Here is a 24,070-nt window from a genome sequence, read left to right as displayed (position 1 = left end):
CGTGGTACGGCTATGTCTCAAGTAATCAATCGGCGGTCGCGGTCGGCGGGCGACTTTCAGCGCACGGGGGTCGATCCTTTCGAGGCTGATTTCAATATGGGCCTGGCCCAGCCGCTGTCGCGCTCGGTGCGGCTCAACGGCTTCGCCACCTGCCTGCGGTTGGAAGCGGTGTACTGGAATATTCTCGAGCGGATTGCTGCGCTCAACCAGTGTTCGGTGAATGCGCTACTCTCGCATGTCGACCGTCAGGTACACCTGCGCTATGGCGGGGTGAAGAATTTCAGCGGTCTGGTGAGGGTAATCTGCGTGGTGCATCTGCTCGGGGCGTATGCGTCGAGCTAGACCGTTGGGGCGGGAGGTGGTGTTGTCGGGCTGCACAGCCCCGGTGAACCATATATAATCCCGCTTTTTGCTGCGTGGCGCGGACCGCGCAGGGAACAACGAGACACGTCCATGCCTTTGTACGACTATCAATGCGCTTCCTGCAGCCACCAGATGGAAGTCCTTCAGAAAATGAGCGCGGCGCCGCTGACCGATTGTCCGGCCTGTCAGGCCCCCGCGCTGAAGAAGGTCATCTCGGCCCCGGGCTTTCGCCTGAGTGGCAATGGCTGGTACGAGACCGACTTCAAGACCGGTGCCAAAAAGAATCTTGCAGGCGGCGACAAGGCCGACTGAGTTGAACTGAACCGTCGGGGTCCTGCACACTGGACCCTTTGGGCCGACAAGGCCTTGACCGAACATCCGAATGACGAGAAGCGAAACCACCATCATGATGCGCAGCCACTATTGCGGCCAACTGAACGAGAGCCTGGAAGGTCAGGAAATTACCCTTTGCGGCTGGGTCCATCGTCGTCGCGACCACGGCGGGGTGATCTTCCTCGATATCCGTGATCGCGAAGGTATGGCCCAGGTCGTTTTCGACCCGGATCGTGCCGACAGCTTCGCCGCTGCCGACCGCGTGCGCAGCGAGTACGTGGTCAAGGTCACCGGTAAGGTGCGTCCGCGCCCGGCCGGCGCCGTCAACCCGAACATGGCCTCCGGCGCCATCGAAGTGCTGGGTTACGAGTTGGAAGTGCTGAACGAAGCGGAAACCCCGCCGTTCCCGCTCAACGAATACTCCGACGTCGGCGAAGAAACCCGTCTGCGCTATCGCTTCATCGACCTGCGTCGTCCGGAAATGGCCGAGAAGCTGCGCCTGCGTTCGCGCATCACCACCAGCATCCGTCGCTTCCTCGACGAGAACGGCTTCCTCGACGTTGAAACGCCGATCCTGACCCGGGCCACCCCGGAAGGCGCGCGCGACTACCTGGTGCCGAGCCGTACCCACGCTGGCAGCTTCTTCGCCCTGCCGCAATCGCCTCAGCTGTTCAAGCAATTGCTGATGGTGGCCGGCTTCGACCGCTACTACCAGATCGCCAAGTGCTTCCGCGACGAAGACCTGCGCGCCGACCGTCAGCCGGAATTCACCCAGATCGACATCGAGACCAGCTTCCTCGATGAGTCCGAGATCATGGGCCTGACCGAAAGCATGATCCGCAAGCTGTTCAAGGAAGTCCTGGACCTGGAGTTCGGCGAGTTCCCGCACATGACCTTCGAAGAAGCCATGCGCCGCTACGGTTCCGACAAGCCAGACCTGCGTAACCCGCTGGAACTGGTCGACGTTGCCGATCAGCTCAAGGACGTCGAGTTCAAGGTGTTCTCCGGCCCGGCCAACGATCCGAAGAGCCGTGTTGCCGCTCTGCGCGTACCGGGCGGTGCGAGCATGCCACGCAGCCGCATCGACGAGTACACCAAGTTCGTCGGCATCTACGGTGCCAAGGGCCTGGCCTACATCAAGGTCAACGAGCGCGCCAAAGGCGTCGAAGGCCTGCAGTCGCCAATCGTCAAGAACATCCCTGAGGCCAACCTCAACGTGATCCTCGATCGCGTCGGTGCGGTCGACGGTGACATCGTGTTCTTCGGTGCCGACAAAGCCAAGATCGTCAGTGAAGCCCTTGGCGCGCTGCGGATCAAAGTCGGTAACGATTTCAACCTGCTGACCTGCGAATGGGCACCGATGTGGGTTGTCGACTTCCCGATGTTCGAAGAGAACGACGACGGCAGCTTCACCGCCTTGCACCACCCGTTCACGGCACCGAAGTGCTCCCCGGCAGAACTGGAGGCCAACCCGGCTACCGCCCTGTCGCGCGCTTACGACATGGTGTTGAACGGCACCGAGCTGGGTGGCGGTTCGATCCGTATCCATCGCAAGGAAATGCAACAGGCGGTGTTCCGCCTGCTGGGTATCGAGGCGGCAGAACAGGAAGAGAAATTCGGCTTCCTGCTCGACGCGCTGAAGTTCGGTGCACCGCCACACGGCGGCCTGGCCTTTGGTCTGGATCGCCTGGTCATGCTGATGACTGGCGCCCAGTCGATTCGTGAAGTGATTGCCTTCCCGAAAACCCAGAGCGCGGCCTGCGTCATGACTCAGGCGCCGGGCCTGGTCGATGCCAAGGCATTGCGCGAACTGCATATTCGTCTGCGCGAAACGCAGAAAGCAGAATAAGGCAGCCAGGGGCGCATCTTCGGATGCGCTTTTGCGTTAAGCCGGCAGGAACCTGCCTGGAGCAGGTTGGAACGTGATTCAAGCAGAATTCGGAGTTGTGTATGGCGGGTCATTCCAAGTGGGCGAACATCAAGCACCGCAAAGAGCGCCAGGATGCCAAGAGAGGCAAGATCTTCACCAAGTGGATTCGTGAGCTGACTGTCGCTGCCAAGCAGGGTGGTGGCGATCCAGGCTCCAACCCACGGTTGCGTCTGGCGCTGGACAAGGCCCTGGGTGCGAACATGAGCCGCGACATCATCGACCGGGCAGTGGCCCGAGGTGCTGGCGCCACCGAGGCGGACAACGTCGAGGAGCTCAGCTACGAAGGTTACGGCCCGGGTGGCGTCGCGATCATGGTTGAAGCCATGACCGATAACCGTAATCGCACGGCAGCGGCAGTGCGGCATGCCTTCAGCAAGTGCGGTGGCAACCTCGGTACCGACGGTTCGGTGGCCTACCTGTTCGAACGCAAGGGGCAGATCAGCTTTGCCGCTGGCGTCGATGAGGATGCGCTGATGGAAGCGGCCATGGAGGCCGATGCTGACGACGTGGTCGGCAATGAAGACGGTTCCTTCGACGTGTTCACCTCGTTTGCCAGTTTCTATGCCGTGCGCAATGCCCTGGAAGAAGCTGGTTTCAAGGCGGCGGATGCCGAGATCGTCATGCAGCCGACCACCAGTGCCGAACTGGACCTGGACGGCGCGCAAAAGGTGCTCAAGCTGATCGATATGCTCGAGGACCTGGACGACGTGCAGAACGTCTATTCCAATGCGGAGATTCCTGACGAAGTCATGGAAAAACTCGGCTAAGGTACACCCCAGGCTGTTTCGAGGCCGGAGCCCTCCTCAGTAGTCCTGCAACTGAGGAGGGCTCCGGCTTCTGTCTTTCAAGTGGCGCGCTGGCGTGCCCATTTTCGCGCAGGCGTTATGACTCTGATTCTTGGTATCGACCCCGGTTCGCGCATTACCGGTTACGGTGTGGTGCGGCACAGCGGGCGGGGGTGCGAGTATGTGGCTTCCGGTTGTATCCGTACCGGCAGTGGCGAGCTGCATGAGCGGTTGCACATTGTTTATCGCGGCGTGCGCGAGATTATCCAGCAGCATGGGCCGGTGACCATGGGCATCGAGCGGGTGTTCATGGCGCGTAATGCCGATTCAGCGCTCAAGCTCGGTCAGGCGCGCGGAGCAGCCATCGTTGCGGCGGCTGAAGAGGGCCTGGAAATCGCCGAATACAGCGCCACCCAGGTCAAGCAGGCGGTCGCCGGCACAGGTGGGGCGAACAAGGAGCAGGTGCAGATGATGGTGATGCACCTGCTCAAGCTGACCCAGAAGCCGCAAATCGACGCCTCCGACGCCCTGGCTATTGCTCTGTGCCATGCGCACACGCGCTCCAGCCTGCTGCCGCATGGTCTTGGCGCGGCGCGTAGCCGTAGCGGACGCCTGCGACTCTGATAGCATCAGCTCACAATTTTTCGCTTGCCGGCACGCGCCGGCCTGCAATCATGGCGCACGTGCGCGTCGCCAGGCTCGGTCGGCCGTGTGTCGACGCCCATGAGAAAGGACCTGAAGGTGATTGGACGTTTGCGCGGCACCCTGGCTGAAAAGCAGCCGCCGCATTTGATTATTGATGTCAACGGCCTCGGCTATGAGCTGGAAGTGCCGATGACCACACTGTATCGCCTGCCCAAACTGGGCGAGACGGTGACCCTGCACACCCACCTGGTGGTGCGCGAAGACGCCCACCTGCTGTATGGGTTCCATGAAAAGCGCGAGCGCGAACTGTTCCGCGAATTGATCCGGCTGAACGGCGTTGGGCCGAAACTGGCCCTGGCGCTGATGTCGGGCCTTGAAGTCGACGAGCTGGTACGCTGTGTTCAGGCCCAGGACGCCTCGGCACTGGTCAAGGTGCCGGGGGTCGGCAAGAAAACCGCCGAACGCTTGCTGGTCGAGCTCAAGGACCGCTTCAAGGCCTGGGAAACCTCGCCGGCGATGTTCGCCCTGGTGCCGAACGGGCCATTGCCGCTACCGACGGTTTCCAGTGCCGAGACCGATGCGGTCAGTGCGCTGATCTCGCTGGGTTACAAACCGCAGGAGGCCAGCAAGGCGGTGGCCGCCGTCGATGCCAAGGGCCTGAGCAGTGAAGAGCTGATTCGCCGCAGCCTCAAGGGGATGATTTAAGTGATCGAAGCCGATCGACTGATAGCCGCCAGCGGACGTGACCGTGAAGAAGTTCAGGACCGGGCCATTCGTCCGTTGCGCCTGGCCGAATACATTGGTCAGCCGGTGGTGCGCGAGCAGATGGACCTGTTCATTCGCGCCGCACGCGGGCGCAGTGAGTCGCTGGACCATACCCTGATCTTCGGTCCGCCCGGCCTGGGCAAAACCACCCTGGCCAACATCATTGCCCAGGAAATGGGGGTGTCGATCAAGAGTACATCCGGGCCGATCCTCGAACGTCCGGGTGATCTGGCGGCGATGCTGACCAACCTGGAGCCGCACGATGTGCTGTTCATCGACGAGATACACCGTCTTTCGCCGGTGGTCGAAGAAGTGCTCTACCCGGCCATGGAAGACTTCCAGCTGGATATCATGATCGGCGAAGGGCCGGCCGCACGCTCGATCAAGCTCGACCTGCCGCCCTTTACCCTGGTTGGCGCCACTACCCGTGCCGGCATGCTCACCAACCCGTTGCGCGACCGCTTCGGCATCGTCCAGCGCCTGGAGTTCTACAGCACCGCGGATCTGGCGACCATTGTCAGTCGCTCCGGCAATATTCTTGGCCTGCCGATCGAAGATGAGGGTGCCTACGAAATCGCTCGTCGTGCGCGCGGTACGCCGCGGATCGCCAACCGCCTGCTGCGGCGGGTGCGTGATTACGCTGAAGTGCGCGGCAAGGGCCATATCACCAAGGCTGTCGCCGACATGGCGTTGAACCTGCTCGATGTCGACGAGCGCGGTTTCGACCATCAGGACCGTCGCCTGCTGCTGACCATGATCGAGAAGTTCGACGGTGGCCCGGTGGGGGTCGACAGTCTGGCTGCCGCCATCAGCGAAGAGCGCCACACCATCGAGGACGTGCTCGAGCCATACCTGATCCAGCAGGGTTACATCATGCGCACCCCGCGTGGGCGTGTGGTTACCCGCCACGCGTACCTGCATTTTGGTCTGAATCTTCCCAAGCGTATGAGCGAGGCGTCGAGTGCGGATGATTTTTCCGCGCAGGCCGATGAGTGACAGATTTATCCAGCGTTTTTGTGGTCCTACCGGCGGACACGCAGTGGCAGCGCTGGCAATACGACATAATCCGCAAAAACAGTTGCGGCGGCGGATTGGCAAGCTGAGGAGTTAGCACTAGAGTATGCGCGCGCAAAATGGGGTTGAGCCGTTCGCACATCGTTGTCGCGTCTATTACGAGGACACCGATGCGGGCGGCGTGGTGTATTACGTCAATTATCTGAAATTCATGGAGCGTGCCCGCACCGAGCGGTTACGCGATCTGGGTTTTGCCCAGTCGGCAATGGCGGAGCAGAACACCCTGTTCGTAGTGCATTCGGCCGAGGCGCGTTACCACGCGCCAGCGCGGCTGGACGACGAATTGCGGGTGACTGCACACGTGCTTGAATTGAACCGTGCCAGCCTGCGCTTTGTGCAGCAGGTCTGGCGCGAGAGTGACGCAACGCTGCTCTGCGAAGGGCAGTTCCTGGTGGCCTGTGTGCGCGCCGATACTTTCAAACCCCGAGCCATCCCCCCTGAGCTGCGTGCAGCTTTTGTCGAGGCGGGCGGTACGGGTAATCAAACAATTGCAGGAGATTAAGCGTGGAAGCTAACGTCGTCGACCATACCTCCATGTGGAGCCTGGTCAGCAATGCCAGCATCGTGGTGCAGCTGGTAATGCTGGTTCTGGTGGCCGCATCGGTGACCTCATGGATCATGATTTTTCAACGCAGCACCATGCTGCGTGCCGGTCGTCGTGCGCTGGAAAGCTTTGAAGAGCGCTTCTGGTCGGGTATCGACCTGTCCAAACTGTACCGTCAGGCAGGCAGCAACCCAGACCCGGATTCGGGCGTAGAGCAGGTCTTCCGTGCCGGCTTCAAGGAGTTCTCCCGTCTGCGTCAGCAGCCTGGCGTCGACCCTGATGCGGTCATGGAAGGGGTTGGCCGTGCCATGCGCGTTGCCATCTCGCGCGAAGAAGAGAAGCTTGAGCAGAGCCTGCCGTTCCTCGCCACTGTCGGCTCCACCAGCCCGTATATCGGTCTGTTCGGTACCGTATGGGGCATCATGAACTCCTTCCGTGGCCTGGCCTCGGCCCAGCAAGCGACTCTGGCCACCGTAGCCCCGGGTATTGCCGAAGCACTGATCGCCACCGCGATCGGCCTGTTCGCTGCAATCCCTGCGGTAATCGCCTACAACCGCTTCGCTGCCCGCAGTGAAGTACTGATCGGTCGTTACTACACATTTGCCGATGAGTTCCAGGCCATCCTGCACCGTAAAGTGCACACCAGCGAAGAGTGATCAGGTAAAAGCCCATGGCCCGAGTTCGCCACAAACGCAAGCCGGTCGCCGAGATGAACGTGGTGCCATACATCGACGTGATGTTGGTACTGCTGGTCATTTTCATGGTGACCGCACCGATGCTCAATCAGGGTGTGAAGGTTGATCTGCCCAAGGTTTCCAGCGAAGCCTTGCCGCAGGACAACAACGTTCAGGTCCTGACCATCTCGATCAAGGCTGACAAGACCTACTACTGGAACCTTGGCAGCGAAGTCGATACCGATAAGCAGATGGACAAGGCGATGACCTTGCCGCAAATGACCGACGCGGTGACCAAGATCATCGCTGCCGGCCGCGACCAGGGCAAACAGACCCAGGTCTTCATCCGTGGCGACAAATCCGTCGACTACGGCGCGGTCATGGGTGCCATGGGCGGGTTGCAGAAGGCCGGTGTCGGTAACGTTGGCCTGATTACCGAGGCGCCCTGATGCAACAGCGAGAGCCATCTGCCTCGGAAAGCTATTTCTGGCCCAGTGTCTGGGCCATCGCGCTGCACGTTCTGGTGTTCGGCATGTTGTTCGTCAGCTTTGCCATGACCCCCGAACTGCCGCCGGCCAAGCCTATTGTCCAGGCGACCCTGTACCAGCTGAAATCGAAAAGTCAGGCGACTACCCAGACCAATCAGAAGATTGCCGGTGAAGCGAAGAAAACCGCTTCGCGCCAGACCGAAGTCGAGCAGTTGGAGCAGAAGAAGGTCGAGCAGCAGAAGCAGGAAGCGGTGAAGGCTGCGGAACAAAAGAAAGAAGAGGCGGCTCAAAAGGCCGAAGAGGCCCGTGAGGCGGCCGAGGCGAAGAAAGCCGAGGAAGCGAAGAAGGCTGACGAGTCGAAGAAAGCCGACGCAGCCAAGAAAGCCGAAGAAGCGAAAAAGGCTGAAGAGAAACAGCTGGCCGATATCGCCAAGAAAAAAGCTGAAGACGAAGCCAAGAAAAAGGCCGAGGAAGAGGCCAAGAAGCAGGCCGCGGAAGAGGCGAAGAAAAAAGCAGCCGAGGACGCCAAGAAAAAGGCTGCCGAGGACGCGAAGAAGGTTGCCGCCGAAGAGGCGAAGAAAAAAGCGGCTGAAGAAGCCAAGAAGAAAGCCGCAGCCGATGCGGCCAAGAAGAAGGCAGTGGAAGCAGCGCGTAAGGCGGCGGAAGACAAGAAGGCACAGGCGCTGGCCGAGCTGTTGTCCGACACCACCGAGCGGCAGCAGGCCCTGGCCGACGAGCAAGGTGACCAGGTAGCCGGTAGTTTCGACGACCTGATCCGTGTCCGTGCGGCTGAAGGCTGGGCGCGACCACCTTCTGCGCGCAAGAACATGACGGTGGTCCTGCAGATTGGCATGTTGCCAGACGGCACCATTACCTCGGTGAGCGTAGCCCGCTCCAGTGGTGACGGTCCGTTCGACAGCTCCGCCGTGGCGGCGGTCAAGAACATTGGCCGTCTAACCGAAATGCAGGGCTTGAAACCGAGCGAATTCAATCCCTATCGTTCATTCAAGATGACATTCACACCTGAGGATCTAGCCTTGTGATTAACCTTCTTAGAGGACTGCTTGTCGTTCTCTGCTGCGCAGCAGGGATGGCCGTAGCAGAAGAAAAGAACATTCTGGTCACCAGCGGTAGCGATCGGGCGACCCCGATCGCCGTCGTGCCGTTCGGCCTGCAGGGTGGTAGCGTGTTGCCTGAGGACATGGCCGACATCATCGGCAATGACCTGCGTAACTCCGGCTACTACTCGCCGATCCCGCGTCAGAACATGATCAGCCAGCCGTCCCAGGCCAGCGAAGTCATCTTCCGCGACTGGAAAGCCTTGGGCGCCCAGTACGTTATGGTCGGTAGTATTGTTCCGGCCGGCGGTCGCCTGCAGGTGCAATATGCCCTGTTCAACGTCGCCACCGAGCAGCAAGTGCTGACCGGTAGCGTCTCGGGCGGCGTCGATCAACTGCGTGACATGTCGCACTACATTGCCGATCAGTCGTTCGAGAAGCTCACCGGCATCAAGGGGGCGTTTTCCACGCGCATGCTGTACGTGACTGCCGAGCGCTTCTCGGCCAACAACACGCGTTACACCCTGCAACGTTCGGACTACGACGGTGCCCGGGCCGTGACCCTGTTGCAATCGCGCGAGCCGATCCTGTCGCCGCGCTTTGCGCCGGATGGCAAACGTATTGCCTACGTGTCGTTCGAGCAGAAGCGTCCACGTATCTTTGTGCAGCATATCGATACTGGCCGCCGTGAGCAGATCACCAACTTCGAAGGCCTGAACGGTGCGCCAGCCTGGTCGCCAGATGGTTCGCGCCTGGCGTTCGTGCTGTCCAAGGACGGTAACCCGGACATCTATGTGATGAACATGGGCTCCCGTCAGTTGCAGCGTGTTACCGCTGGCCCTGGCATCAACACCGAGCCGTTCTGGGGTAAAGATGGTTCGACCATCTACTTCACTTCCGACCGCGGTGGCAAGCCACAGATCTACAAAACCAATGTTTCCGGCGGTGGCGCCGAACGCGTAACTTTCGTGGGCAACTACAACGCCAACCCGAAACTGTCGGCGGACGAAAAGACCCTGGTGATGATTCATCGTCAACAAGGCTTCACCAACTTCAAGGTGGCGGCTCAGGATTTGCAGCGAGGTAGTGTAAAGATCCTCTCTGAAACAAGTCTTGATGAGTCTCCTACTGTTGCGCCCAACGGCACCATGCTAATCTACGCCACCCGCCAGCAGGGCCGGGGAGTCTTGATGCTCGTATCCCTTAATGGACGCGTTAGGCTCCCACTTCCTACCGCTCAAGGCGAAGTCAGAGAACCGTCCTGGTCCCCTTACCTGAACTGACGCGGCGCTTTACGTTGTACTTAACACACTGGGGTTCATTAGGAGTTTCACGATGGAAATGCTGAAGTTTGGTAAGTTTGCTGCGCTGGCTCTGGCCATGGCTGTAGCTGTAGGTTGCTCCTCGAAAGGCGGCGACAACGCTGGCGAAGGCGCTGTTGATCCTAACGCTGGTTACGGTGCCAACACTGGCGCTGTTGACGGCAGCCTGAGCGAAGAAGCTGCTCTGCGCGCAATCACCACCTTCTACTTCGAATACGACAGCTCGGACCTGAAGCCAGAAGCCATGCGCGCTCTGGACGTTCATGCCAAGGACCTGAAAGGCAACGGCGCTCGCGTCGTCCTGGAAGGTAACACCGACGAGCGTGGTACTCGCGAATACAACATGGCTCTGGGCGAGCGTCGTGCGAAAGCCGTTCAGCGCTACCTGGTACTGCAAGGCGTTTCCCCAGCCCAACTGGAACTGGTTTCCTACGGCGAAGAGCGTCCAGTTGCTACCGGTAACGACGAGCAATCCTGGGCTCAAAACCGTCGCGTCGAACTGCGTAAGTAATTCGATATGCGAACGTGCCGTCGTGCTGTAACTGTCCTGGCTCTCACCCTGCCCCTCGTGGCTTGGGCTGAGGTTCCTGTTGTTGAAGACAACGCTGGCTATAACGGCGCAAGCAGTTATCCGCCTGCGGGTTACGGTACGAACGGCGCCTATGCCGGGGGAGGGGTTACGGCCCCTGCCTCGGCACAGGGCCAGCTGTTCATGCAACTGCAGCAGATGCAGGAGCAGATAGCTCGCCAACAAGGCGTCATCGAAGAGTTGCAAAACGATGTCGCGCGCATGAAACAGGAAGGCCTGGAGCGTTACCAGGACCTGGATCGGCGCATTGGAACCGGTGGCGCACCTGCCACGGCTCCCGAGAATTCTTCCACGGGTGGCGATACCAACGCCGCCGGTGCTGCTGCCGGTGCGGCCGCAGGCGCAGGTACCGCTGCCGCGCAACAACCCGCAGCCAGTAGCGAACCTGGTGATCCAGCGAAAGAGAAGCTCTACTACGATGCTGCTTTCGACTTGATCAAAGCCAAGGATTTCGACAAGGCCAGTCAGGCGTTCAATGCCTTCCTGCGCAAATACCCGAACAGCCAGTACGCCGGCAACGCGCAGTACTGGTTGGGTGAAGTGAACCTGGCCAAGGGCGATTTGCAAGCTGCCGGTCAGGCGTTTGCCAAGGTCAGCCAGCTGTATCCCAAGCACAACAAGGTGCCTGACTCGCTGTACAAGCTGGCCGACGTCGAGCGTCGCCTGGGGCATGTCGACCGGGTCAAGGGTATACTGCAACAAGTTGTGACCCAGTATCCGGGCACTTCTGCGGCGCAATTGGCCCAGCGTGATCTGCAGCGTCTCTGACCACTGAGTCAATTTTTTCAAGAAACCCGCGCTTGTCGCGGGTTTTTTCGTTAGAATTTGCGCCCTTTATTTGACTACGCTGCTGCGAATGACGCGATGCCGGGTTCGCAGCGGTGCCTAACGGAGGCGGACAGCCTGTTTAGCTGTTACGCCCGTGGCGACTATGCAAGACACATTACGCATTACCGAAGTTTTTTACTCGTTGCAGGGTGAAACGCGTACCGCTGGGCTGCCCACGGTATTTGTACGCCTCACTGGCTGCCCTTTGCGCTGCCAGTACTGTGACAGCGCCTACGCCTTCAGCGGCGGCACCGTTCGCACGCTCGACTCGATCCTCGAACAAGTGGCTGGCTTCAAACCGCGCTACGTGTGTGTGACCGGTGGCGAGCCGTTGGCCCAGCCCAACGCCATCCCATTGCTCAAGCAGCTCTGCGACGCCGGTTACGAGGTGTCACTGGAAACCAGCGGCGCGCTGGATATTGCCCAGGTCGACACGCGGGTTAGCCGGGTGGTCGACTTGAAGACGCCAGGCTCGGCCGAGATGCACCGCAATCGTTACGAAAACATTGAACTGCTGACCCGCAACGACCAGGTCAAGTTCGTCATCTGCTCGCGCGAAGACTATGACTGGGCGGTATCCAAGCTGATCCAGTATGGTCTGGAGCAGCGTGCCGGCGACGTGTTGTTTTCGCCGAGCCATCATCAAGTGAGTGCGACTGCCCTGGCCGATTGGATCGTGGCTGATAATTTGCCGGTACGTTTTCAGATGCAGTTGCACAAGCTGCTGTGGAACGACGAGCCGGGACGCTGACAGGAGAGCAATGCAATGACTGAGAAACGTGCGGTAATTCTGTTGTCCGGTGGCCTGGACTCGGCCACCGTGGTTGCCATGGCCAAGGCTGAAGGCTACAGCTGCTACACCATGAGCTTCGACTATGGGCAGCGCCATCGTGCCGAGCTCGACGCGGCAGCGCGGGTGGCCCGTGACCTGGGCGTGGTCGAGCACAAGGTGATCGGCCTGAACCTGGATGGCATTGGTGGTTCGGCCCTGACCGACAGCAGCATCGATGTGCCGGAAGCGCCGAGCGAAGGAATCCCGGTAACCTACGTGCCGGCGCGCAACACAGTGTTCCTGTCGCTGGCATTGGGTTGGGCCGAGGTGCTGAACGCGCGTGATATTTTCATCGGGGTCAACGCGGTGGACTATTCCGGCTACCCGGATTGCCGTTCGGAGTTCGTCGAGGCCTTCGAGCGCATGGCTAACCTGGCGACCAAGGCTGGGGTCGAAGGGCAGGGCTTCCGTATTCAGGCGCCGCTGCAGAACCTCAGCAAGGCGCAGATCGTCCAGGCCGGTATGGCCCGCGGCGTCGACTACAGCCTCACGGTTTCCTGCTATCAGGCCGACGACCACGGCCGTGCCTGTGGCAAGTGCGACAGCTGTCGGCTGCGCGCCGACGGCTTCAAATCGGCCGGTGTAGCGGACCCAACACGATATTTTTAAATTATTTTGCGATGGGGTGTTGATTTCCTGTTAGAAATCAGTATTATACGCGCCATCCAACGGGTCGTTAGCTCAGTTGGTAGAGCAGTTGGCTTTTAACCAATTGGTCGTAGGTTCGAATCCTACACGACCCACCATATGCAGTAAGAAAAAACCCGCCTCTGAAAAGAGGCGGGTTTTTTCGTTTTCGGCTTCGGTAAATACGCAAACCTCCCCTCGTGTATTTCGCTCGTCTCTGGCTGTTCGTCGGTTGCTCGCGCCAGGCCATGAAAATTTCTTCACAGCCCCGGCCTGACGCTGTCGGAACCCGGTTCTGGGGTGATATGTTCCCCTGCAGAATTGAAGACGAAAAACTGGAATGATCATGTCTAGAGCCTCCCACCAAGATTTGCGCCGTGCCTTTCGTAAACTCCTCGCGTCCCCTGTCTGCTACCACACGGCGTCCGTGTTCGACCCCATGTCGGCGCGTATTGCTGCCGACCTCGGTTTCGAAGTCGGTATTCTCGGTGGTTCGGTCGCGTCGCTACAGGTACTGGCAGCTCCGGACTTTGCCCTGATCACCCTCAGCGAATTCGCTGAACAAGCCACGCGTATCGGCCGGGTGGCGCAGTTGCCGGTCATTGCCGACGCCGACCATGGCTACGGCAACGCGCTGAACGTGATGCGCACGATCACCGAGCTGGAGCGCGCCGGGGTTGCCGCGCTGACCATCGAAGACACTCTGCTGCCCGCCCAGTTCGGGCGTAAGTCCACCGACCTGATCAGCATTGCCGAAGGTGTCGGCAAGGTCCGTGCGGCGCTCGAAGCCCGTGTCGATCCCGAGCTGTGCATCATCGCCCGGACCAACGCCGCGGTGATCCCGACCGCGGAAGTCATTGAGCGTGCCGTGGCCTATCAGAACGCTGGCGCTGACGGTGTGTGCATCGTCGGTATTCGTGATTTCGAGCATCTGGAGCAGATCGCCCGGCATGTCTCCATTCCGTTGATGCTGGTGACCTACGGCAATCCGCAACTGCACGACGACAACCGCCTCGCCGAACTGGGGGTGCGGATCGCGGTGGACGGTCACGGCGCGTACTTCGCTGCGATCAAGGCCACCTATGATTGCCTGCGCGAACAGCGTCGTATCACCAGTCGTGCCTCCGACCTGAGTGCCACCGAGCTGACCCATACCTATACCTTGCCGGGCGATTACATCGACTGGGCAAGCCAGTTCATGGACGTCAACGAATAACCGGCACGTCGCGTGCGCAGCGCCTTACCTCACACAATGGACAGTCAGCGGATCAATTCATGAAGAGAACAGTAGGAGTGCTGTCGGGCTTGGCCCTGGCCGTGGCGGCCTTGTGCACGGCCGGCGCCTGGTACACCGGCAAGCAGTTGCCGGCGGTGCTCGATACGTCTATCGCGCAATCCAATCAGCAGCTGCTGCAAGCGCTGGCCGGTGCCGGTGGCAGTGCGCAGATTGAGCTGCTGGGGCTGGAGCGGCATCTTTACAGCAGCGATGCGCGCTACCGGCTGAAGGTCGAGAACGTGCAGCTTGGCGACGAGCCGGTGAGCTTCGAGCTGACTTTTGCCGATCGCCTTGAGCACGGACCGTTGCCGTGGTCGCGGCTCAAGGCCTTCAAGCTGATGCCGGTGATGGCGGCCAGCAATTATTCGCTGGAAAAGGATGCCGGAACGGCGGACTGGTTCGCCGCGAGCAAAGAGGTTGCCCCGGTGCAGGGCCACCTGAGCCTGGGTTACGACCGTTCGGTGGAAGGCCGGGTGCAACTGATGTCGGCGGCGTTCAGTCAGCCCGAGGGCTCAAGCGTTGCCTTCTCCGGGCTGACGTTGAATGTTTCCGCTAGCCAGGACGGGCAGGCGGTGAAAATGGCCGGCGACATGGGCAGCCTGGCGATGACCCTGGTCAGCGCCGAGCAGCCACCGGTCAAGATCGCGCTGCAAGGCTTGACGCTGGCGGCCAACCTCACGCTCAGCGACTTTGGCTTCTACGTCGGCCAGGTCGACACGGCCCTGGCCGATGGTGCCTTCACCTTTGGCGAGCGTCAGGCCGCATTGGCGCTCAAGGGGCTGGAACAGCGCAACGATTACCAGATCAATAGCCAGCAACTGGCGGTCAAGCAGCTGTATAAGGCGGCCGGTATCAGCTACGACGGCAAACCGGTTGGCAGCGGTCAGGTGGCCTGGAGCATCCAGCGTCTGGATGTGCCGGCCTTGCAGGCGCTCATGGCGTTCTATGCGGCCAACCTGCCGGCTTTTGAGCGTGCGGCGCAGGCGGATGTACGGCCGGCGCAGGCGCTGACGGCCGAGCAGCAGGCAGCGTTCCAGCAGTACCTGCTGGCGGTGCTGGCTGGCAAGCCGCAGGTGGCCCTGGACGACGTGTCGTTCAAGACTGCCAACGGTGAGAGCCGCTTCAAACTGAGCGTCGATCTGGCGCGCCCGGACTCGTTCGAGCAACCGCTGGAGCAGGTCGCTCTGCAACTGATTGAACAGCTGCAGAGCGACCTGTCGCTGTCCAAGGCGATGATCGGCGACCTGGCGGCACTGCAGGCGAGCGTGCAGGGGCTGGATGCCGAGCAGGTCAAGCAAGCGTCGTACTCGGGCGAGATGGCCGGGCAGATGGCGCTGTACAGCCAGTTGGCAACGGTCAAGGACGATGCCATCGTCAGCAACCTGCATTACACCAAGGGACAGGTGGTGCTTAACGGCCAGAGTATGAGCGTTGAGCAGTTCGTCGGCCTGCTGATGGCCAATCTGGGCGGTTTGAGCGGCGCGGCGCACTGATCGGCGTGCCCGGCAGGCGGCGCTCACGGCGCTGCCTGCCTGCCGTTTCAGGCAAAAAAGCCTTTAGAATTCATTCGATTATCTGTAGCCTTCGACACCCTATAGAGCCCGATAAACAGCGGGTCTGGCTACGGCCGCAAAGGCTGAGCCGCTATCCGAATTGCCATAGCCTGGTGATACACTCGACTTTCGCGCTACAGCGCCTGCAGGTCTTGCGAACATGACGCAGATTTCCGAACGCCTTCTGGTTCAAGCCCACCTGGATGCCAAGCAACCCAAGCCCCTGACGCCCGCGCAGGAGGCTGAATACCGTGCCCTGATTGCCGCCGAGCTCAAGGCACAGGATGCAGTGCTTGTCGCTCATTACTACTGCGATCCGGTGATCCAGGCCCTGGCCGAGGAAACCGGCGGCTGCGTGTCCGACTCGCTGGAAATGGCCCGCTTCGGCAACAAGCATCCGGCCAAGACCGTGCTGGTGGCGGGTGTGCGTTTTATGGGCGAGACCGCGAAGATCCTCAACCCGGAAAAGCGCGTGCTGATGCCAACCCTCGAAGCGACCTGCTCGCTTGACTTGGGTTGCCCGGTGGAGGACTTCTCGGCGTTCTGCGACAAGCACCCCGAGCGCACGGTGGTGGTGTATGCCAACACCTCGGCGGCGGTCAAGGCGCGCGCCGACTGGGTAGTGACCTCCAGCTGTGCGCTGGAAATCGTCGAAAGCCTGATGGATAACGGCGAGACCATCATCTGGGGGCCGGACCAGCACCTGGGGCGCTACATTCAGAAGCAAACCGGTGCCGACATGCTGCTGTGGGACGGTGCTTGCATCGTTCACGAAGAGTTCAAGTCGCGCCAGCTGGCAGACATGAAAGCGTTGTACCCGGACGCGGCCATTCTGGTGCACCCGGAGTCGCCCGAGTCGGTGATCGATCTGGCCGATGCGGTGGGTTCTACCAGCCAGCTGATTGCGGCGGCGCAGACCTTGCCGAACAGGACCTTTATCGTCGCCACCGACCGCGGCATCTTCTACAAGATGCAGCAGTTGTGCCCGGACAAGGTCTTTATCGAAGCGCCAACCGCCGGCAACGGGGCCGCGTGCCGAAGCTGTGCACACTGCCCATGGATGGCGATGAACACCCTGGAGCGCACCCTGCAGTGCCTGCGCGAGGGCAGCAACGAGATCTTCGTCGAGCCGGCGTTGATTCCGCAGGCGATCAAGCCGCTGCAGCGCATGCTCGATTTCACCCAGGCGGCACGGATGAAGTTGTCCGGTAACGCTTGAGGGCCTCATTGCCGGTCCAGCCCACTCCCTGCGGTGTGTGAACCCTTTGGGAGAGGGCTGCAACGCAGCCCTCTGACTTAGCGCCCCATCATGTCCTTGACCATCCGCTGTTGCTCAAGAATCTCCCGCTGCCGCGCATCCAGCTTCGACGCCAGCACGAAGTTGTTGCCGGCGCGGCTCTTCGCGTAGTCCAGTTGCTGCAATGCCTGGTTGAAATCGCCGACCAGGGTGAAGTACTCCGCCCGTGCCTGATGCAGGCCGATGGTATTGCCCGCCAGCCCGCGCGCCTCGGCCACTTCGTACCAGACGTCCGGATCGTCCGAACGGTTCTTCAGTAACGCTTCCAGCACCTTTACCGCTTCCGCCGGTCGATTCTGCTTGAGCAGCAGGTCGGCGCTGACCTGTTGCAGCGGATAGTTGCCCGGGTACAGCGTGCGCATCTTCGCTACCCGTTGCTGGGCTGCGTCCAGGCGGTTGTTGGTGATATCCAGATCGATCTGCGCCAGGTTGTAGGTAATGTCGTTCGGCGCCTTGGCCAGCAACGGCTTGAGCATCTCGCGTGCTTCGTTGAGCTGGCCGCCCTTGATCTGTGCCAGGGCCAGGCCATAGCGTGCGGCATCCATGTTCGGGTTCTCGTCCAGCAAGGCCCGGAAGCGCTTGGCACCAAGGCCCGGCGTGCCTTCGTAGGTCAGTTGCAGGCGAGCACGAATCAGCTGATAGCGCAGGCTGTCTTCCACGCCGCCCTTGGGGGCCTGCTCGGCGCGGTTGCGGGTGTCGGCGACCCGCGATTCGGTTACCGGGTGAGTCAGCAGGAATTCGGGCGGCTTGGCGCTGTACTGGTACTGGCGCATCAAGCGCTCGAACATGGTCGGCATGTTACGCGGGTCGTAGCCGGCCTTTTCCAGGTTGAGAATACCGATCCGGTCGGCTTCCTGTTCGTTCTGCCGTGAGAAACGCCGTTGCTCCTGAATCGCCGCCGCCTGGCTGCCGGCAATCGCGGCAATACCGGCATCGCCGGCGCCCGCAGCGGCGGCCACGATCCCCACCAGCAAGGCCGCCATCATCGGCATTTGCATGCGTTGCTGGGCTTCCACGCCGCGGGCGAAGTGGCGTTGCGACAAGTGCGCCAGTTCGTGGGCCAGTACCGAAGCGTATTCACCCTCGGTCTGGGCATTGAGGAACAGGCCGCCGTTGACCCCGACAATCCCGCCGGGGGCGGCAAAGGCGTTGAGCTCCTTGCTGTCGATCAGGATGAACTCCAGGCGTCGGTCCTGGAGTTGGCTGGTTTCGGCGAGGCGGTAGACGCTGGTTTCGACGTAATCCTTGAGCTGGGGGTCGTTCAGTTGATTGACATTGCTGCGCAGCAGGCTCAGCCAGGCACGGCCGAGCTGGAACTCCTGTTGCGGCGAAACAATGGCAGAACTGGCGTCGCCCAGTGACGGCAGGTCGTCCGCCTGGCTTGGAAGCGCCATCAGACAGGCCAGTGTCAGCAGGGTAGGGCGCAGTAAATTCATGCACGAAGCTCTGGTCGACAAAGAACCTTACTGTAGCCGGCTCGCACGTTGGCGACCAGTGGCGGTATTCTACGAGGCCTTTGCAGCCCGCCACGCCACCCTGGCGTGGGCGCCCGTCTGGAGAAACCCGATGTCCGACGTTCCACCCTGCGATGCCGAACTGGATGCCAGTGGCCTGAATTGCCCGTTGCCGCTGCTCAAGGCCAAGCTTGAGCTCAACCGGCTGGCCAGCGGTGCGGTGCTCAAGGTGATTGCCACCGATGGCGGATCGCAGCGGGATTTCCGCACGTTTGCCCAATTGGCAGGTCATACGTTGCTGCTCGAACAGGTTGAGGCCGGGGTGTATAGCTACTGGTTGAAAAAGGCCTGAATTTTTTCGCGGCTTAAGGAACGTTGATGTTCAAAGTGCTTCGCAACTGGCTGCATCGCTACTTCTCCGATGAGGAGGCCGTGGTGCTGGCGGTTCTGCTGTTTCTCGGTTTTACCGCGATCCTTACCCTGGGCGGGATGCTTGCGCCGGTGCTGGCCGGTATGGTGCTGGCGTTCCTGATGCAGGGGCTGGTCAACGCGCTGGAGCGCTGGCGGGTGCCGAGCAAGGTTGCCGTAGGGTTGGTATTTACCCTGTTCCTCGGGGCGCTGGCGGTGTTTCTGCTGGTGCTGGTGCCGCTGCTCTGGCATCAGTTGATCACCTTGTTCAACGAATTGCCGGGCATGCTCGGCAAATGGCAGTCGCTCCTGCTGCTGTTGCCGGAGCGTTATCCGCATCTGGTCTCCGACGAGCAGGTGTTGCAGGCAATCGAGGCGATGCGCGGCGAGATCGGCAAGTTCGGTCAGTGGGCGCTGAGTTTCTCGTTGTCGAGCTTGCCCTTGCTGGTGAATATCATGATCTACCTGGTGCTGGTGCCGATCCTGGTGTTCTTCTTTCTCAAGGATCGCGAACTGATTGCGCACTGGGCCGGAGGCTACCTGCCGCGGGAGCGCGCGTTGATGACGCGGGTTGCGCAAGAGATGAATCGGCAGATCGCCAACTACATCCGCGGCAAGGGTATCGAGATCCTGATCTGCGGCGTGACCACCTACATCGCCTTCGTCTGGCTTGGGCTTAACTATGCGGCCCTGCTGGCGCTGTTGGTGGGCTTGTCGGTAGTGGTGCCGTATGTGGGGGCCGTGGTGGTGACCGTGCCGGTCACCTTGATCGCGCTGTTCCAGTGGGGCTGGGGCGACCAGTTCATCTACCTGATGGCGGTGTACGCGATCATTCAGGCACTGGATGGCAACGTGCTGGTGCCGTTGCTGTTCTCCGAAGCGGTGAGCCTGCACCCTGTGGCGATCATTTGCGCGGTACTGCTGTTTGGTGGGCTCTGGGGGTTCTGGGGGATTTTCTTTGCAATCCCGCTGGCAACGCTGTTCAAGGCGGTGCTGGATGCCTGGCCGCGACGTGAGCCGCTGGTGGCGCCGTTGCTCTAACGGCATTGCGGGACGAGCCCGCTGCCACAGAAAAGCAGCCGGTGTTGCGCTTCTGTGGTAACGGGCTCGTCCCGCGACGGGCTGCAAGGCAGCTCGAAAAACTTAGGCCTTGCTCAGCGCCTGTGCTTCAGCCAGCACTGCATCTACGTGCCCCGGCACCTTCACACCACGCCATTCCTTGCGCAGCACACCGTTGCGGTCGATCAGGAAGGTGCTGCGGTCTACGCCCAGGTATTCCTTGCCGTACAGTTTCTTCAGCTTGATTACATCGAACAGTTGGCACAGCGCCTCGTCCTTGTCGCTGATCAGCTCGAACGGGAAACCCTGCTTGGCCTTGAAGTTTTCATGCGACTTCAAGCCGTCGCGCGACACCCCGAACACCTCGGTGTCGGCCGCTTGAAACGCCGCGTACTGGTCGCGAAAACCCTGGCCTTCGGTGGTGCAGCCGGGGGTGCTGTCCTTCGGATAGAAGTAGATCACCACTTGTTTGCCCTTCAGCGCCGCCAGGCTGACGGTTTGGCCACTGGTGGCCTGGGCCTGGAAGTCGGCGACGGTCTGGTCGAGTTCAACAGCCATGAAAAGCCTCCTTACATCGGGTTTTGTGGGCGCCACGGTTCGATCAGCGCATCAAGGTTCAGCGCGTCGGCAAAGTCGAGGAACTGGTCACGCAGCCAACTGATCTGGGTGCCGGCCGGCAGGGTCACGGTAAAGGTGGCATTGAGCATGGTGCCGCCGGTTTGTGGTGCCTGATAGGTGTCGCAGGTGAGGTTCTCCAGTTCGACATGGTGGTCGATGAAGAACTGGCACAGCTCATTGACGATATCGGCCCGGTACGCAGCGCTGACATAAGCGACGTACGGCAGCGATTGCGGGCGTACTTCCAGCTCGGCACTGCGCACCACGTTGACGGTGAAGGTGTGCTTCTTGGCCAGGCCGGGCAGCGCCGCCTCGAACCGCGCCAGCGCGTCCCAGTTGCCGGCGACCTGCAATACCAGTGCGCTGCATTCGCCGTGGCGGGTCAGGCGCGAGGTCACCACCGAGCAGCGGTTGTCGTTGCTGGCCCGGCACAGGATATTGGTCAGCTCCATGGGATTGGGGCCCAGGGCGCTGATGACAAGGAATTGTTCGCGAACGGTGGGGGTGGACATGCAGCATTCCTAAAGCGATGAGCGGTCGGTACGTGACGGGGCAAATAGGCTTGTCGGCGTGGTCCCGAGGCTCAGGATCGAGGGTTCGGGCACTGTCGGGGCGCGTTGTCGGCGGCCCGGCGGGCCACTGTGTACCGATCAAAGAGAGAAGGGTAGCGAAAATGCTCGCCGAGGGGAATGCTCCGCCCGCCTGCTTCGCTTGTGCAAGCCCGATGGCGCCAGTACCATTACCGCTCTCTTTTTCCGGCAGGAGCAGTTTCATGATTGCGGGCAGTATGGTGGCATTGGTCACACCCATGGATGCACAAGGGCGTCTTGATTGGGACAGCCTCGGCAAACTCGTGGACTTCCACCTGGAAAAAGGCACCCATGCCATCGTCGCCGTCGGTACTACCGGCGAGTCGGCTACCCTCGATGTAAATGAACACATCAAGGTCATCGAATTCGTCGTCAAGCGCGTTGCTGGCCGTATTCCGGTCATCGCCGGCACCGGTGCCAACTCCACCAGCGAAGCCGTGCACCTGACCCAGAATGCCAAAGCGGCTGGCGCCGACGCCTGCCTGCTGGTGGTGCCGTACTACAACAAGCCGACCCAGGAAGGCCTGTACCAGCACTTCAAGCACATTGCCGAAGCCGTCGATATCCCGCAGATCCTCTACAACGTTCCCGGCCGCACCTCCTGCGACATGCAGGCCGAGACCGTGATTCGCCTGTCCAGCGTGCCGAACATCATCGGCATCAAGGAAGCCACTGGCGATCTGAAGCGCGCCAAGGCCATCCTTGATGGTGTGAGCAGCGACTTCATCGTGCTGTCGGGCGACGATCCGACTGCGGTCGAACTGATCCTGCTTGGCGGCAAGGGCAATATTTCCGTGACTGCCAACGTCGCCCCACGGGAGATGGCCGACCTCTGTAATGCCGCACTCGCAGGCGACGCCGAGACAGCCCGCGCCATCAACGAAAAATTGATGCCCCTGCACAAAGACCTGTTCGTCGAAGCCAACCCGATTCCGGTGAAGTGGGCTTTGGTCGAAATGGGCCTGATGCACAAGGGTATCCGCCTGCCGCTGACCTGGCTGAGCGACTCCTGTCACGATACGGTACGCCAGGCAATGCGCCAGTGCGGCCTGAAGTTTTAATTGAGGACGTACACCGCATGAAGCGATTGGCTGGTCTTTCTGCCCTTGCCTTGATCATCTCGAGCACCAGCGGTTGTGGTTGGCTCTGGGGGGAAGAGGGTTACTTCCGCGACCGTGGTAGCGATTATCTGGAGGCGACTCAGACCGCCCCGATGCAGCTGCCGCCAGATGCGAGCAACATCAAGCGACTTGACCCGCTGTTGCCGATTCCACTCAATGTCGCCGACGACAACGTCAAGGGCGAGTACGAAGTGCCGCGTCCACAGCCGCTGTCGGCGAGCGCCGATATCAGCGATTTCAGCTTGCAGAAGAGCGGTGCCTCGCGTTGGGTGCTGGCTCAGCGCGCACCGGCCGAAGTCTGGCCGGTAGCCCGTCAGTTCTTCGAGGATAACGGTTTCCGCATCGCTGAAGAGCGGCCGCAAACCGGCGAATTCAACACCACCTGGCAGCGTTTCGACGAGCTCTCCACGTCCATGGCCAAGCGCCTCGGCAGTGCCGCGAGCAGCAGCGACAGTGAAATCCGTGCGCGCGTGCGGATTGAGCCAGGCGTGCAGCGCAATACCAGTGAAGTGTACGTGGTCACCGTCGAGCGTCCGGCCGGCAGCACCGCCGAACAGGATTTCCCGGCACGTTCGCAGAACACCGGTATCGACGCCTTGCTGGTCGACGAAATGCTTGCCAGCATGACCCGCAGCGCCGAGAAGGGCGGTTCGGTGTCGTTGCTCGCCGCGCGCGATTTCGATGCGCCCAGCCGTGTCACCCTCAGCGAAGACGGCAGCGGCAACCCGGTGCTGAACCTGGGCGCCGACCTCGATCGTGCCTGGTCCAGCGTTGGTCGTGCGCTTGAGCAGGGCGAATGGCGGGTGGAAGACATCAACCGTAGCCTGGGCCTGTACTACATCAACCTCGCCGAAAAGGCCGAGGCCAAGGATCAGGAGCCTGGCTTCTTTGGCAAGCTGTTCGGCAGCGCGCCGAGCAAGGAAGAGCGTGAAGCTCGTGCCGAGCGCTATCAGGTTCGCCTGAGCAAGGTGGGCGACAACGTGCAGGTTACCGTCGAGAAGAACATCAACACCGTAGCGCCGGCCGATGTCGCACGCCGGGTGCTGAGTGTCATTCAGGACAACCTGGGTTAAGTGCGCTTCGCCGTACTCGGGAGTGGTAGCCAGGGAAATGGCACGCTGATCGCCAGTGGTGACAGCTGCGTGCTGGTCGATTGTGGCTTTTCCCTGCGCGAAACCGAGCGGCGCCTGGCGCTGCTCGGGGTCAGCGCAGCCGATTTGAGTGCGGTACTGGTGACCCATGAGCATGCCGACCACGTGCATGGCGTGGGCTTGCTGGCGCGGCGCTACAATGTACCGGTGTACCTGAGCCGGGGTACCTTGCGCGGCATGCGCAAGCCGGTGGAGGCCGCAGGTTTTCTGGCCGACGGCGAGACCCTGCAGGTCGGCAGCCTGAGCGCCAAGGCCGTGCGGGTGACCCACGATGCGCTGGAACCTCTGCAATACGTGTTTAGCGATGGCCGGCGCCGCTTTGGTGTGTTGACCGACCTCGGCTCATACGATGCTGAGCTGCTGGCCAGTTATCAGGGCCTGGATGCCTTGTTGATCGAGGCCAACCACTGCCGCGACCTGCTGGCGCGTGGACACTACCCGATGTTTCTCAAGCAGCGGGTGGGCGGTCACTACGGACATTTGAACAATCACCAGGCCGCAAGCCTGGTGAACGAGCTGGGTTGGCGCAACCTGCAGCATCTGGTGCTGGCCCATCTCAGTAGCAAGAACAACCTGCCACAGCTGGCCCGGCAATGTTTCGTCGACACCCTCGGGTGCGACCCGGACTGGCTACAAGTGGCCAACCAGGATTGCGGGCTCGACTGGCGCGAAATCGCCTAGCCCAT

Annotated in this window: 27 protein-coding genes and 1 tRNA gene; 25 read left to right on the top strand and 3 right to left on the bottom strand. The window is 61.0% G+C overall.

Features of this window, described 5'->3' with window-relative positions:
• Positions 1-12 precede the first annotated feature (12 nt).
• The 20 genes from DCO48_RS15200 to nadA all read left to right on the top strand — a co-directional run bounded on the left by DCO48_RS15200 (position 13) and on the right by nadA (position 16,905).
• A complete protein-coding gene (locus DCO48_RS15200; RefSeq protein ID WP_116551435.1) occupies positions 13-342 on the top strand; it encodes a ribbon-helix-helix domain-containing protein in 330 nt (109 codons plus the stop codon).
• A 111-nt stretch (positions 343-453) separates the two neighbouring features.
• Entirely contained in the window at positions 454-675 is a 222-nt protein-coding gene (locus DCO48_RS15195) for an FmdB family zinc ribbon protein (protein WP_116551434.1), read from the top strand.
• Between the two features lie 94 nt (positions 676-769).
• A complete protein-coding gene (gene aspS / locus DCO48_RS15190; protein WP_116551463.1) occupies positions 770-2,545 on the top strand; it encodes an aspartate--tRNA ligase in 1,776 nt (591 codons plus the stop codon).
• 101 nt (positions 2,546-2,646) lie between these two features.
• Positions 2,647-3,393 carry a YebC/PmpR family DNA-binding transcriptional regulator gene (locus DCO48_RS15185; RefSeq protein ID WP_116551433.1) on the top strand — a complete coding sequence of 249 codons (747 nt, stop codon included), beginning with the start codon at positions 2,647-2,649 and terminating at the stop codon, positions 3,391-3,393.
• A gap of 117 nt (positions 3,394-3,510) precedes the next feature.
• Positions 3,511-4,035, top strand: coding sequence for a crossover junction endodeoxyribonuclease RuvC (ruvC, locus tag DCO48_RS15180; RefSeq protein WP_116551432.1), 525 nt, complete (start codon positions 3,511-3,513; stop codon positions 4,033-4,035).
• Between the two features lie 117 nt (positions 4,036-4,152).
• The gene (gene ruvA / locus DCO48_RS15175) at positions 4,153-4,761 is read left to right on the top strand and encodes a Holliday junction branch migration protein RuvA (RefSeq protein ID WP_116551431.1); all 609 of its coding nucleotides are present in this window, start codon (positions 4,153-4,155) and stop codon (positions 4,759-4,761) included.
• Positions 4,762-5,817: a Holliday junction branch migration DNA helicase RuvB gene (gene ruvB, locus DCO48_RS15170; protein WP_116551430.1), complete on the top strand. Its 1,056-nt coding sequence runs from the start codon at positions 4,762-4,764 to the stop codon at positions 5,815-5,817. It abuts the gene before it with no gap.
• A gap of 124 nt (positions 5,818-5,941) precedes the next feature.
• On the top strand, positions 5,942-6,397 hold the full coding sequence (ybgC, locus tag DCO48_RS15165; RefSeq protein ID WP_116551429.1) for a tol-pal system-associated acyl-CoA thioesterase: 456 nt from the start codon (positions 5,942-5,944) through the stop codon (positions 6,395-6,397).
• 2 nt (positions 6,398-6,399) lie between these two features.
• Entirely contained in the window at positions 6,400-7,095 is a 696-nt protein-coding gene (gene tolQ, locus DCO48_RS15160; protein WP_038613859.1) for a protein TolQ, read from the top strand.
• 14 nt (positions 7,096-7,109) lie between these two features.
• Positions 7,110-7,562, top strand: a complete 453-nt coding sequence (tolR, locus tag DCO48_RS15155; RefSeq protein ID WP_065761580.1) for a protein TolR — start codon at positions 7,110-7,112, stop codon at positions 7,560-7,562.
• A complete protein-coding gene (gene tolA, locus DCO48_RS15150) occupies positions 7,562-8,644 on the top strand; it encodes a cell envelope integrity protein TolA (RefSeq protein ID WP_116551428.1) in 1,083 nt (360 codons plus the stop codon). Before tolR ends, tolA begins: the two co-directional genes overlap by 1 nt.
• Positions 8,645-8,691: 47 nt before the next feature.
• Complete coding sequence (gene tolB / locus DCO48_RS15145; RefSeq protein ID WP_256584077.1) at positions 8,692-9,942, top strand: Tol-Pal system beta propeller repeat protein TolB; 1,251 nt, start codon at positions 8,692-8,694, stop codon at positions 9,940-9,942.
• Positions 9,943-9,994: 52 nt separating this feature from the next.
• On the top strand, positions 9,995-10,492 hold the full coding sequence (gene pal, locus DCO48_RS15140; protein WP_042121796.1) for a peptidoglycan-associated lipoprotein Pal: 498 nt from the start codon (positions 9,995-9,997) through the stop codon (positions 10,490-10,492).
• Between the two features lie 6 nt (positions 10,493-10,498).
• Positions 10,499-11,338, top strand: coding sequence for a tol-pal system protein YbgF (ybgF, locus tag DCO48_RS15135; RefSeq protein ID WP_116551426.1), 840 nt, complete (start codon positions 10,499-10,501; stop codon positions 11,336-11,338).
• 163 nt (positions 11,339-11,501) lie between these two features.
• Positions 11,502-12,149 (top strand): 7-carboxy-7-deazaguanine synthase QueE, encoded by a 648-nt coding sequence (gene queE, locus DCO48_RS15130; protein WP_116551425.1) that lies wholly within the window; start codon positions 11,502-11,504, stop codon positions 12,147-12,149.
• Positions 12,150-12,164: 15 nt separating this feature from the next.
• Positions 12,165-12,839 (top strand): 7-cyano-7-deazaguanine synthase QueC, encoded by a 675-nt coding sequence (gene queC / locus DCO48_RS15125; RefSeq protein ID WP_116551424.1) that lies wholly within the window; start codon positions 12,165-12,167, stop codon positions 12,837-12,839.
• A 61-nt stretch (positions 12,840-12,900) separates the two neighbouring features.
• Positions 12,901-12,976: transfer RNA gene (locus tag DCO48_RS15120), tRNA-Lys, on the top strand.
• A 227-nt stretch (positions 12,977-13,203) separates the two neighbouring features.
• Positions 13,204-14,073: an oxaloacetate decarboxylase gene (locus tag DCO48_RS15115; protein ID WP_116551423.1), complete on the top strand. Its 870-nt coding sequence runs from the start codon at positions 13,204-13,206 to the stop codon at positions 14,071-14,073.
• Between the two features lie 59 nt (positions 14,074-14,132).
• The gene (locus DCO48_RS15110; protein ID WP_116551422.1) at positions 14,133-15,626 is read left to right on the top strand and encodes a YdgA family protein; all 1,494 of its coding nucleotides are present in this window, start codon (positions 14,133-14,135) and stop codon (positions 15,624-15,626) included.
• Positions 15,627-15,846: 220 nt separating this feature from the next.
• Positions 15,847-16,905, top strand: coding sequence for a quinolinate synthase NadA (gene nadA / locus DCO48_RS15105; RefSeq protein ID WP_116551421.1), 1,059 nt, complete (start codon positions 15,847-15,849; stop codon positions 16,903-16,905).
• A 77-nt stretch (positions 16,906-16,982) separates the two neighbouring features.
• Here nadA and DCO48_RS15100 read toward each other — a convergent pair whose 3' ends face one another.
• Positions 16,983-18,419, bottom strand: coding sequence for a M48 family metalloprotease (locus DCO48_RS15100; protein ID WP_116551420.1), 1,437 nt, complete (start codon positions 18,417-18,419; stop codon positions 16,983-16,985).
• A 130-nt stretch (positions 18,420-18,549) separates the two neighbouring features.
• Between DCO48_RS15100 and DCO48_RS15095 the strand changes: the two genes are divergently transcribed.
• Together DCO48_RS15095 and DCO48_RS15090 are read left to right on the top strand one after the other, a co-directional pair.
• Positions 18,550-18,789 (top strand): sulfurtransferase TusA family protein, encoded by a 240-nt coding sequence (locus tag DCO48_RS15095; protein WP_116551419.1) that lies wholly within the window; start codon positions 18,550-18,552, stop codon positions 18,787-18,789.
• 26 nt (positions 18,790-18,815) lie between these two features.
• A complete protein-coding gene (locus tag DCO48_RS15090) occupies positions 18,816-19,886 on the top strand; it encodes an AI-2E family transporter (protein ID WP_116551418.1) in 1,071 nt (356 codons plus the stop codon).
• 102 nt (positions 19,887-19,988) lie between these two features.
• On the opposite strand, the gene DCO48_RS15085 is transcribed toward DCO48_RS15090, so the two are convergent.
• Both DCO48_RS15085 and DCO48_RS15080 read right to left on the bottom strand, forming a co-directional pair.
• Positions 19,989-20,462: a peroxiredoxin gene (locus DCO48_RS15085; protein WP_116551417.1), complete on the bottom strand. Its 474-nt coding sequence runs from the start codon at positions 20,460-20,462 to the stop codon at positions 19,989-19,991.
• Positions 20,463-20,473: 11 nt separating this feature from the next.
• The gene (locus tag DCO48_RS15080) at positions 20,474-21,034 is read right to left on the bottom strand and encodes a glycine cleavage system protein R (protein WP_116551416.1); all 561 of its coding nucleotides are present in this window, start codon (positions 21,032-21,034) and stop codon (positions 20,474-20,476) included.
• Positions 21,035-21,294: 260 nt separating this feature from the next.
• Between DCO48_RS15080 and dapA the strand changes: the two genes are divergently transcribed.
• The 3 genes from dapA to DCO48_RS15065 are packed head-to-tail and all read left to right on the top strand — an operon-like array spanning position 21,295 to position 24,065.
• A complete protein-coding gene (gene dapA / locus DCO48_RS15075) occupies positions 21,295-22,173 on the top strand; it encodes a 4-hydroxy-tetrahydrodipicolinate synthase (RefSeq protein ID WP_116551415.1) in 879 nt (292 codons plus the stop codon).
• Positions 22,174-22,190: 17 nt separating this feature from the next.
• Entirely contained in the window at positions 22,191-23,306 is a 1,116-nt protein-coding gene (gene bamC / locus DCO48_RS15070; RefSeq protein WP_116551414.1) for an outer membrane protein assembly factor BamC, read from the top strand.
• On the top strand, positions 23,307-24,065 hold the full coding sequence (locus DCO48_RS15065; protein WP_116551413.1) for an MBL fold metallo-hydrolase: 759 nt from the start codon (positions 23,307-23,309) through the stop codon (positions 24,063-24,065). It begins immediately after the preceding gene.
• Positions 24,066-24,070 lie beyond the last annotated feature (5 nt).

This window comes from Pseudomonas sp. SDI (assembly GCF_003105155.1).
In the GTDB taxonomy this organism is placed as follows: domain Bacteria; phylum Pseudomonadota; class Gammaproteobacteria; order Pseudomonadales; family Pseudomonadaceae; genus Aquipseudomonas.
This window is presented reverse-complemented; position numbering and strand designations above follow the sequence as displayed.

What these genes read in the sequence shown, in the direction of transcription:
- DCO48_RS15195 (WP_116551434.1), top strand. Translation starts at nt 454, where the DNA reads ATGCCTTTGTACGACTATCAATGCGCTTCCTGCAGCCACCAGATGGAA.
- tolB (WP_256584077.1), top strand. Translation starts at nt 8,692, where the DNA reads ATGGCCGTAGCAGAAGAAAAGAACATTCTGGTCACCAGCGGTAGCGAT.
- queE (WP_116551425.1), top strand. Translation starts at nt 11,502, where the DNA reads ATGCAAGACACATTACGCATTACCGAAGTTTTTTACTCGTTGCAGGGT.
- DCO48_RS15095 (WP_116551419.1), top strand. Translation starts at nt 18,550, where the DNA reads ATGTCCGACGTTCCACCCTGCGATGCCGAACTGGATGCCAGTGGCCTG.
- DCO48_RS15110 (WP_116551422.1), top strand. Translation starts at nt 14,133, where the DNA reads ATGAAGAGAACAGTAGGAGTGCTGTCGGGCTTGGCCCTGGCCGTGGCG.
- tolR (WP_065761580.1), top strand. Translation starts at nt 7,110, where the DNA reads ATGGCCCGAGTTCGCCACAAACGCAAGCCGGTCGCCGAGATGAACGTG.
- ybgF (WP_116551426.1), top strand. Translation starts at nt 10,499, where the DNA reads ATGCGAACGTGCCGTCGTGCTGTAACTGTCCTGGCTCTCACCCTGCCC.
- DCO48_RS15085 (WP_116551417.1), bottom strand. Translation starts at nt 20,462, where the DNA reads ATGGCTGTTGAACTCGACCAGACCGTCGCCGACTTCCAGGCCCAGGCC.
- ruvC (WP_116551432.1), top strand. Translation starts at nt 3,511, where the DNA reads ATGACTCTGATTCTTGGTATCGACCCCGGTTCGCGCATTACCGGTTAC.
- DCO48_RS15100 (WP_116551420.1), bottom strand. Translation starts at nt 18,419, where the DNA reads ATGAATTTACTGCGCCCTACCCTGCTGACACTGGCCTGTCTGATGGCG.
- bamC (WP_116551414.1), top strand. Translation starts at nt 22,191, where the DNA reads ATGAAGCGATTGGCTGGTCTTTCTGCCCTTGCCTTGATCATCTCGAGC.
- DCO48_RS15185 (WP_116551433.1), top strand. Translation starts at nt 2,647, where the DNA reads ATGGCGGGTCATTCCAAGTGGGCGAACATCAAGCACCGCAAAGAGCGC.
- DCO48_RS15200 (WP_116551435.1), top strand. Translation starts at nt 13, where the DNA reads ATGTCTCAAGTAATCAATCGGCGGTCGCGGTCGGCGGGCGACTTTCAG.
- tolA (WP_116551428.1), top strand. Translation starts at nt 7,562, where the DNA reads ATGCAACAGCGAGAGCCATCTGCCTCGGAAAGCTATTTCTGGCCCAGT.
- pal (WP_042121796.1), top strand. Translation starts at nt 9,995, where the DNA reads ATGGAAATGCTGAAGTTTGGTAAGTTTGCTGCGCTGGCTCTGGCCATG.
- DCO48_RS15080 (WP_116551416.1), bottom strand. Translation starts at nt 21,034, where the DNA reads ATGTCCACCCCCACCGTTCGCGAACAATTCCTTGTCATCAGCGCCCTG.
- dapA (WP_116551415.1), top strand. Translation starts at nt 21,295, where the DNA reads ATGATTGCGGGCAGTATGGTGGCATTGGTCACACCCATGGATGCACAA.
- nadA (WP_116551421.1), top strand. Translation starts at nt 15,847, where the DNA reads ATGACGCAGATTTCCGAACGCCTTCTGGTTCAAGCCCACCTGGATGCC.
- DCO48_RS15115 (WP_116551423.1), top strand. Translation starts at nt 13,204, where the DNA reads ATGTCTAGAGCCTCCCACCAAGATTTGCGCCGTGCCTTTCGTAAACTC.
- queC (WP_116551424.1), top strand. Translation starts at nt 12,165, where the DNA reads ATGACTGAGAAACGTGCGGTAATTCTGTTGTCCGGTGGCCTGGACTCG.
- DCO48_RS15090 (WP_116551418.1), top strand. Translation starts at nt 18,816, where the DNA reads ATGTTCAAAGTGCTTCGCAACTGGCTGCATCGCTACTTCTCCGATGAG.
- aspS (WP_116551463.1), top strand. Translation starts at nt 770, where the DNA reads ATGATGCGCAGCCACTATTGCGGCCAACTGAACGAGAGCCTGGAAGGT.
- ybgC (WP_116551429.1), top strand. Translation starts at nt 5,942, where the DNA reads ATGCGCGCGCAAAATGGGGTTGAGCCGTTCGCACATCGTTGTCGCGTC.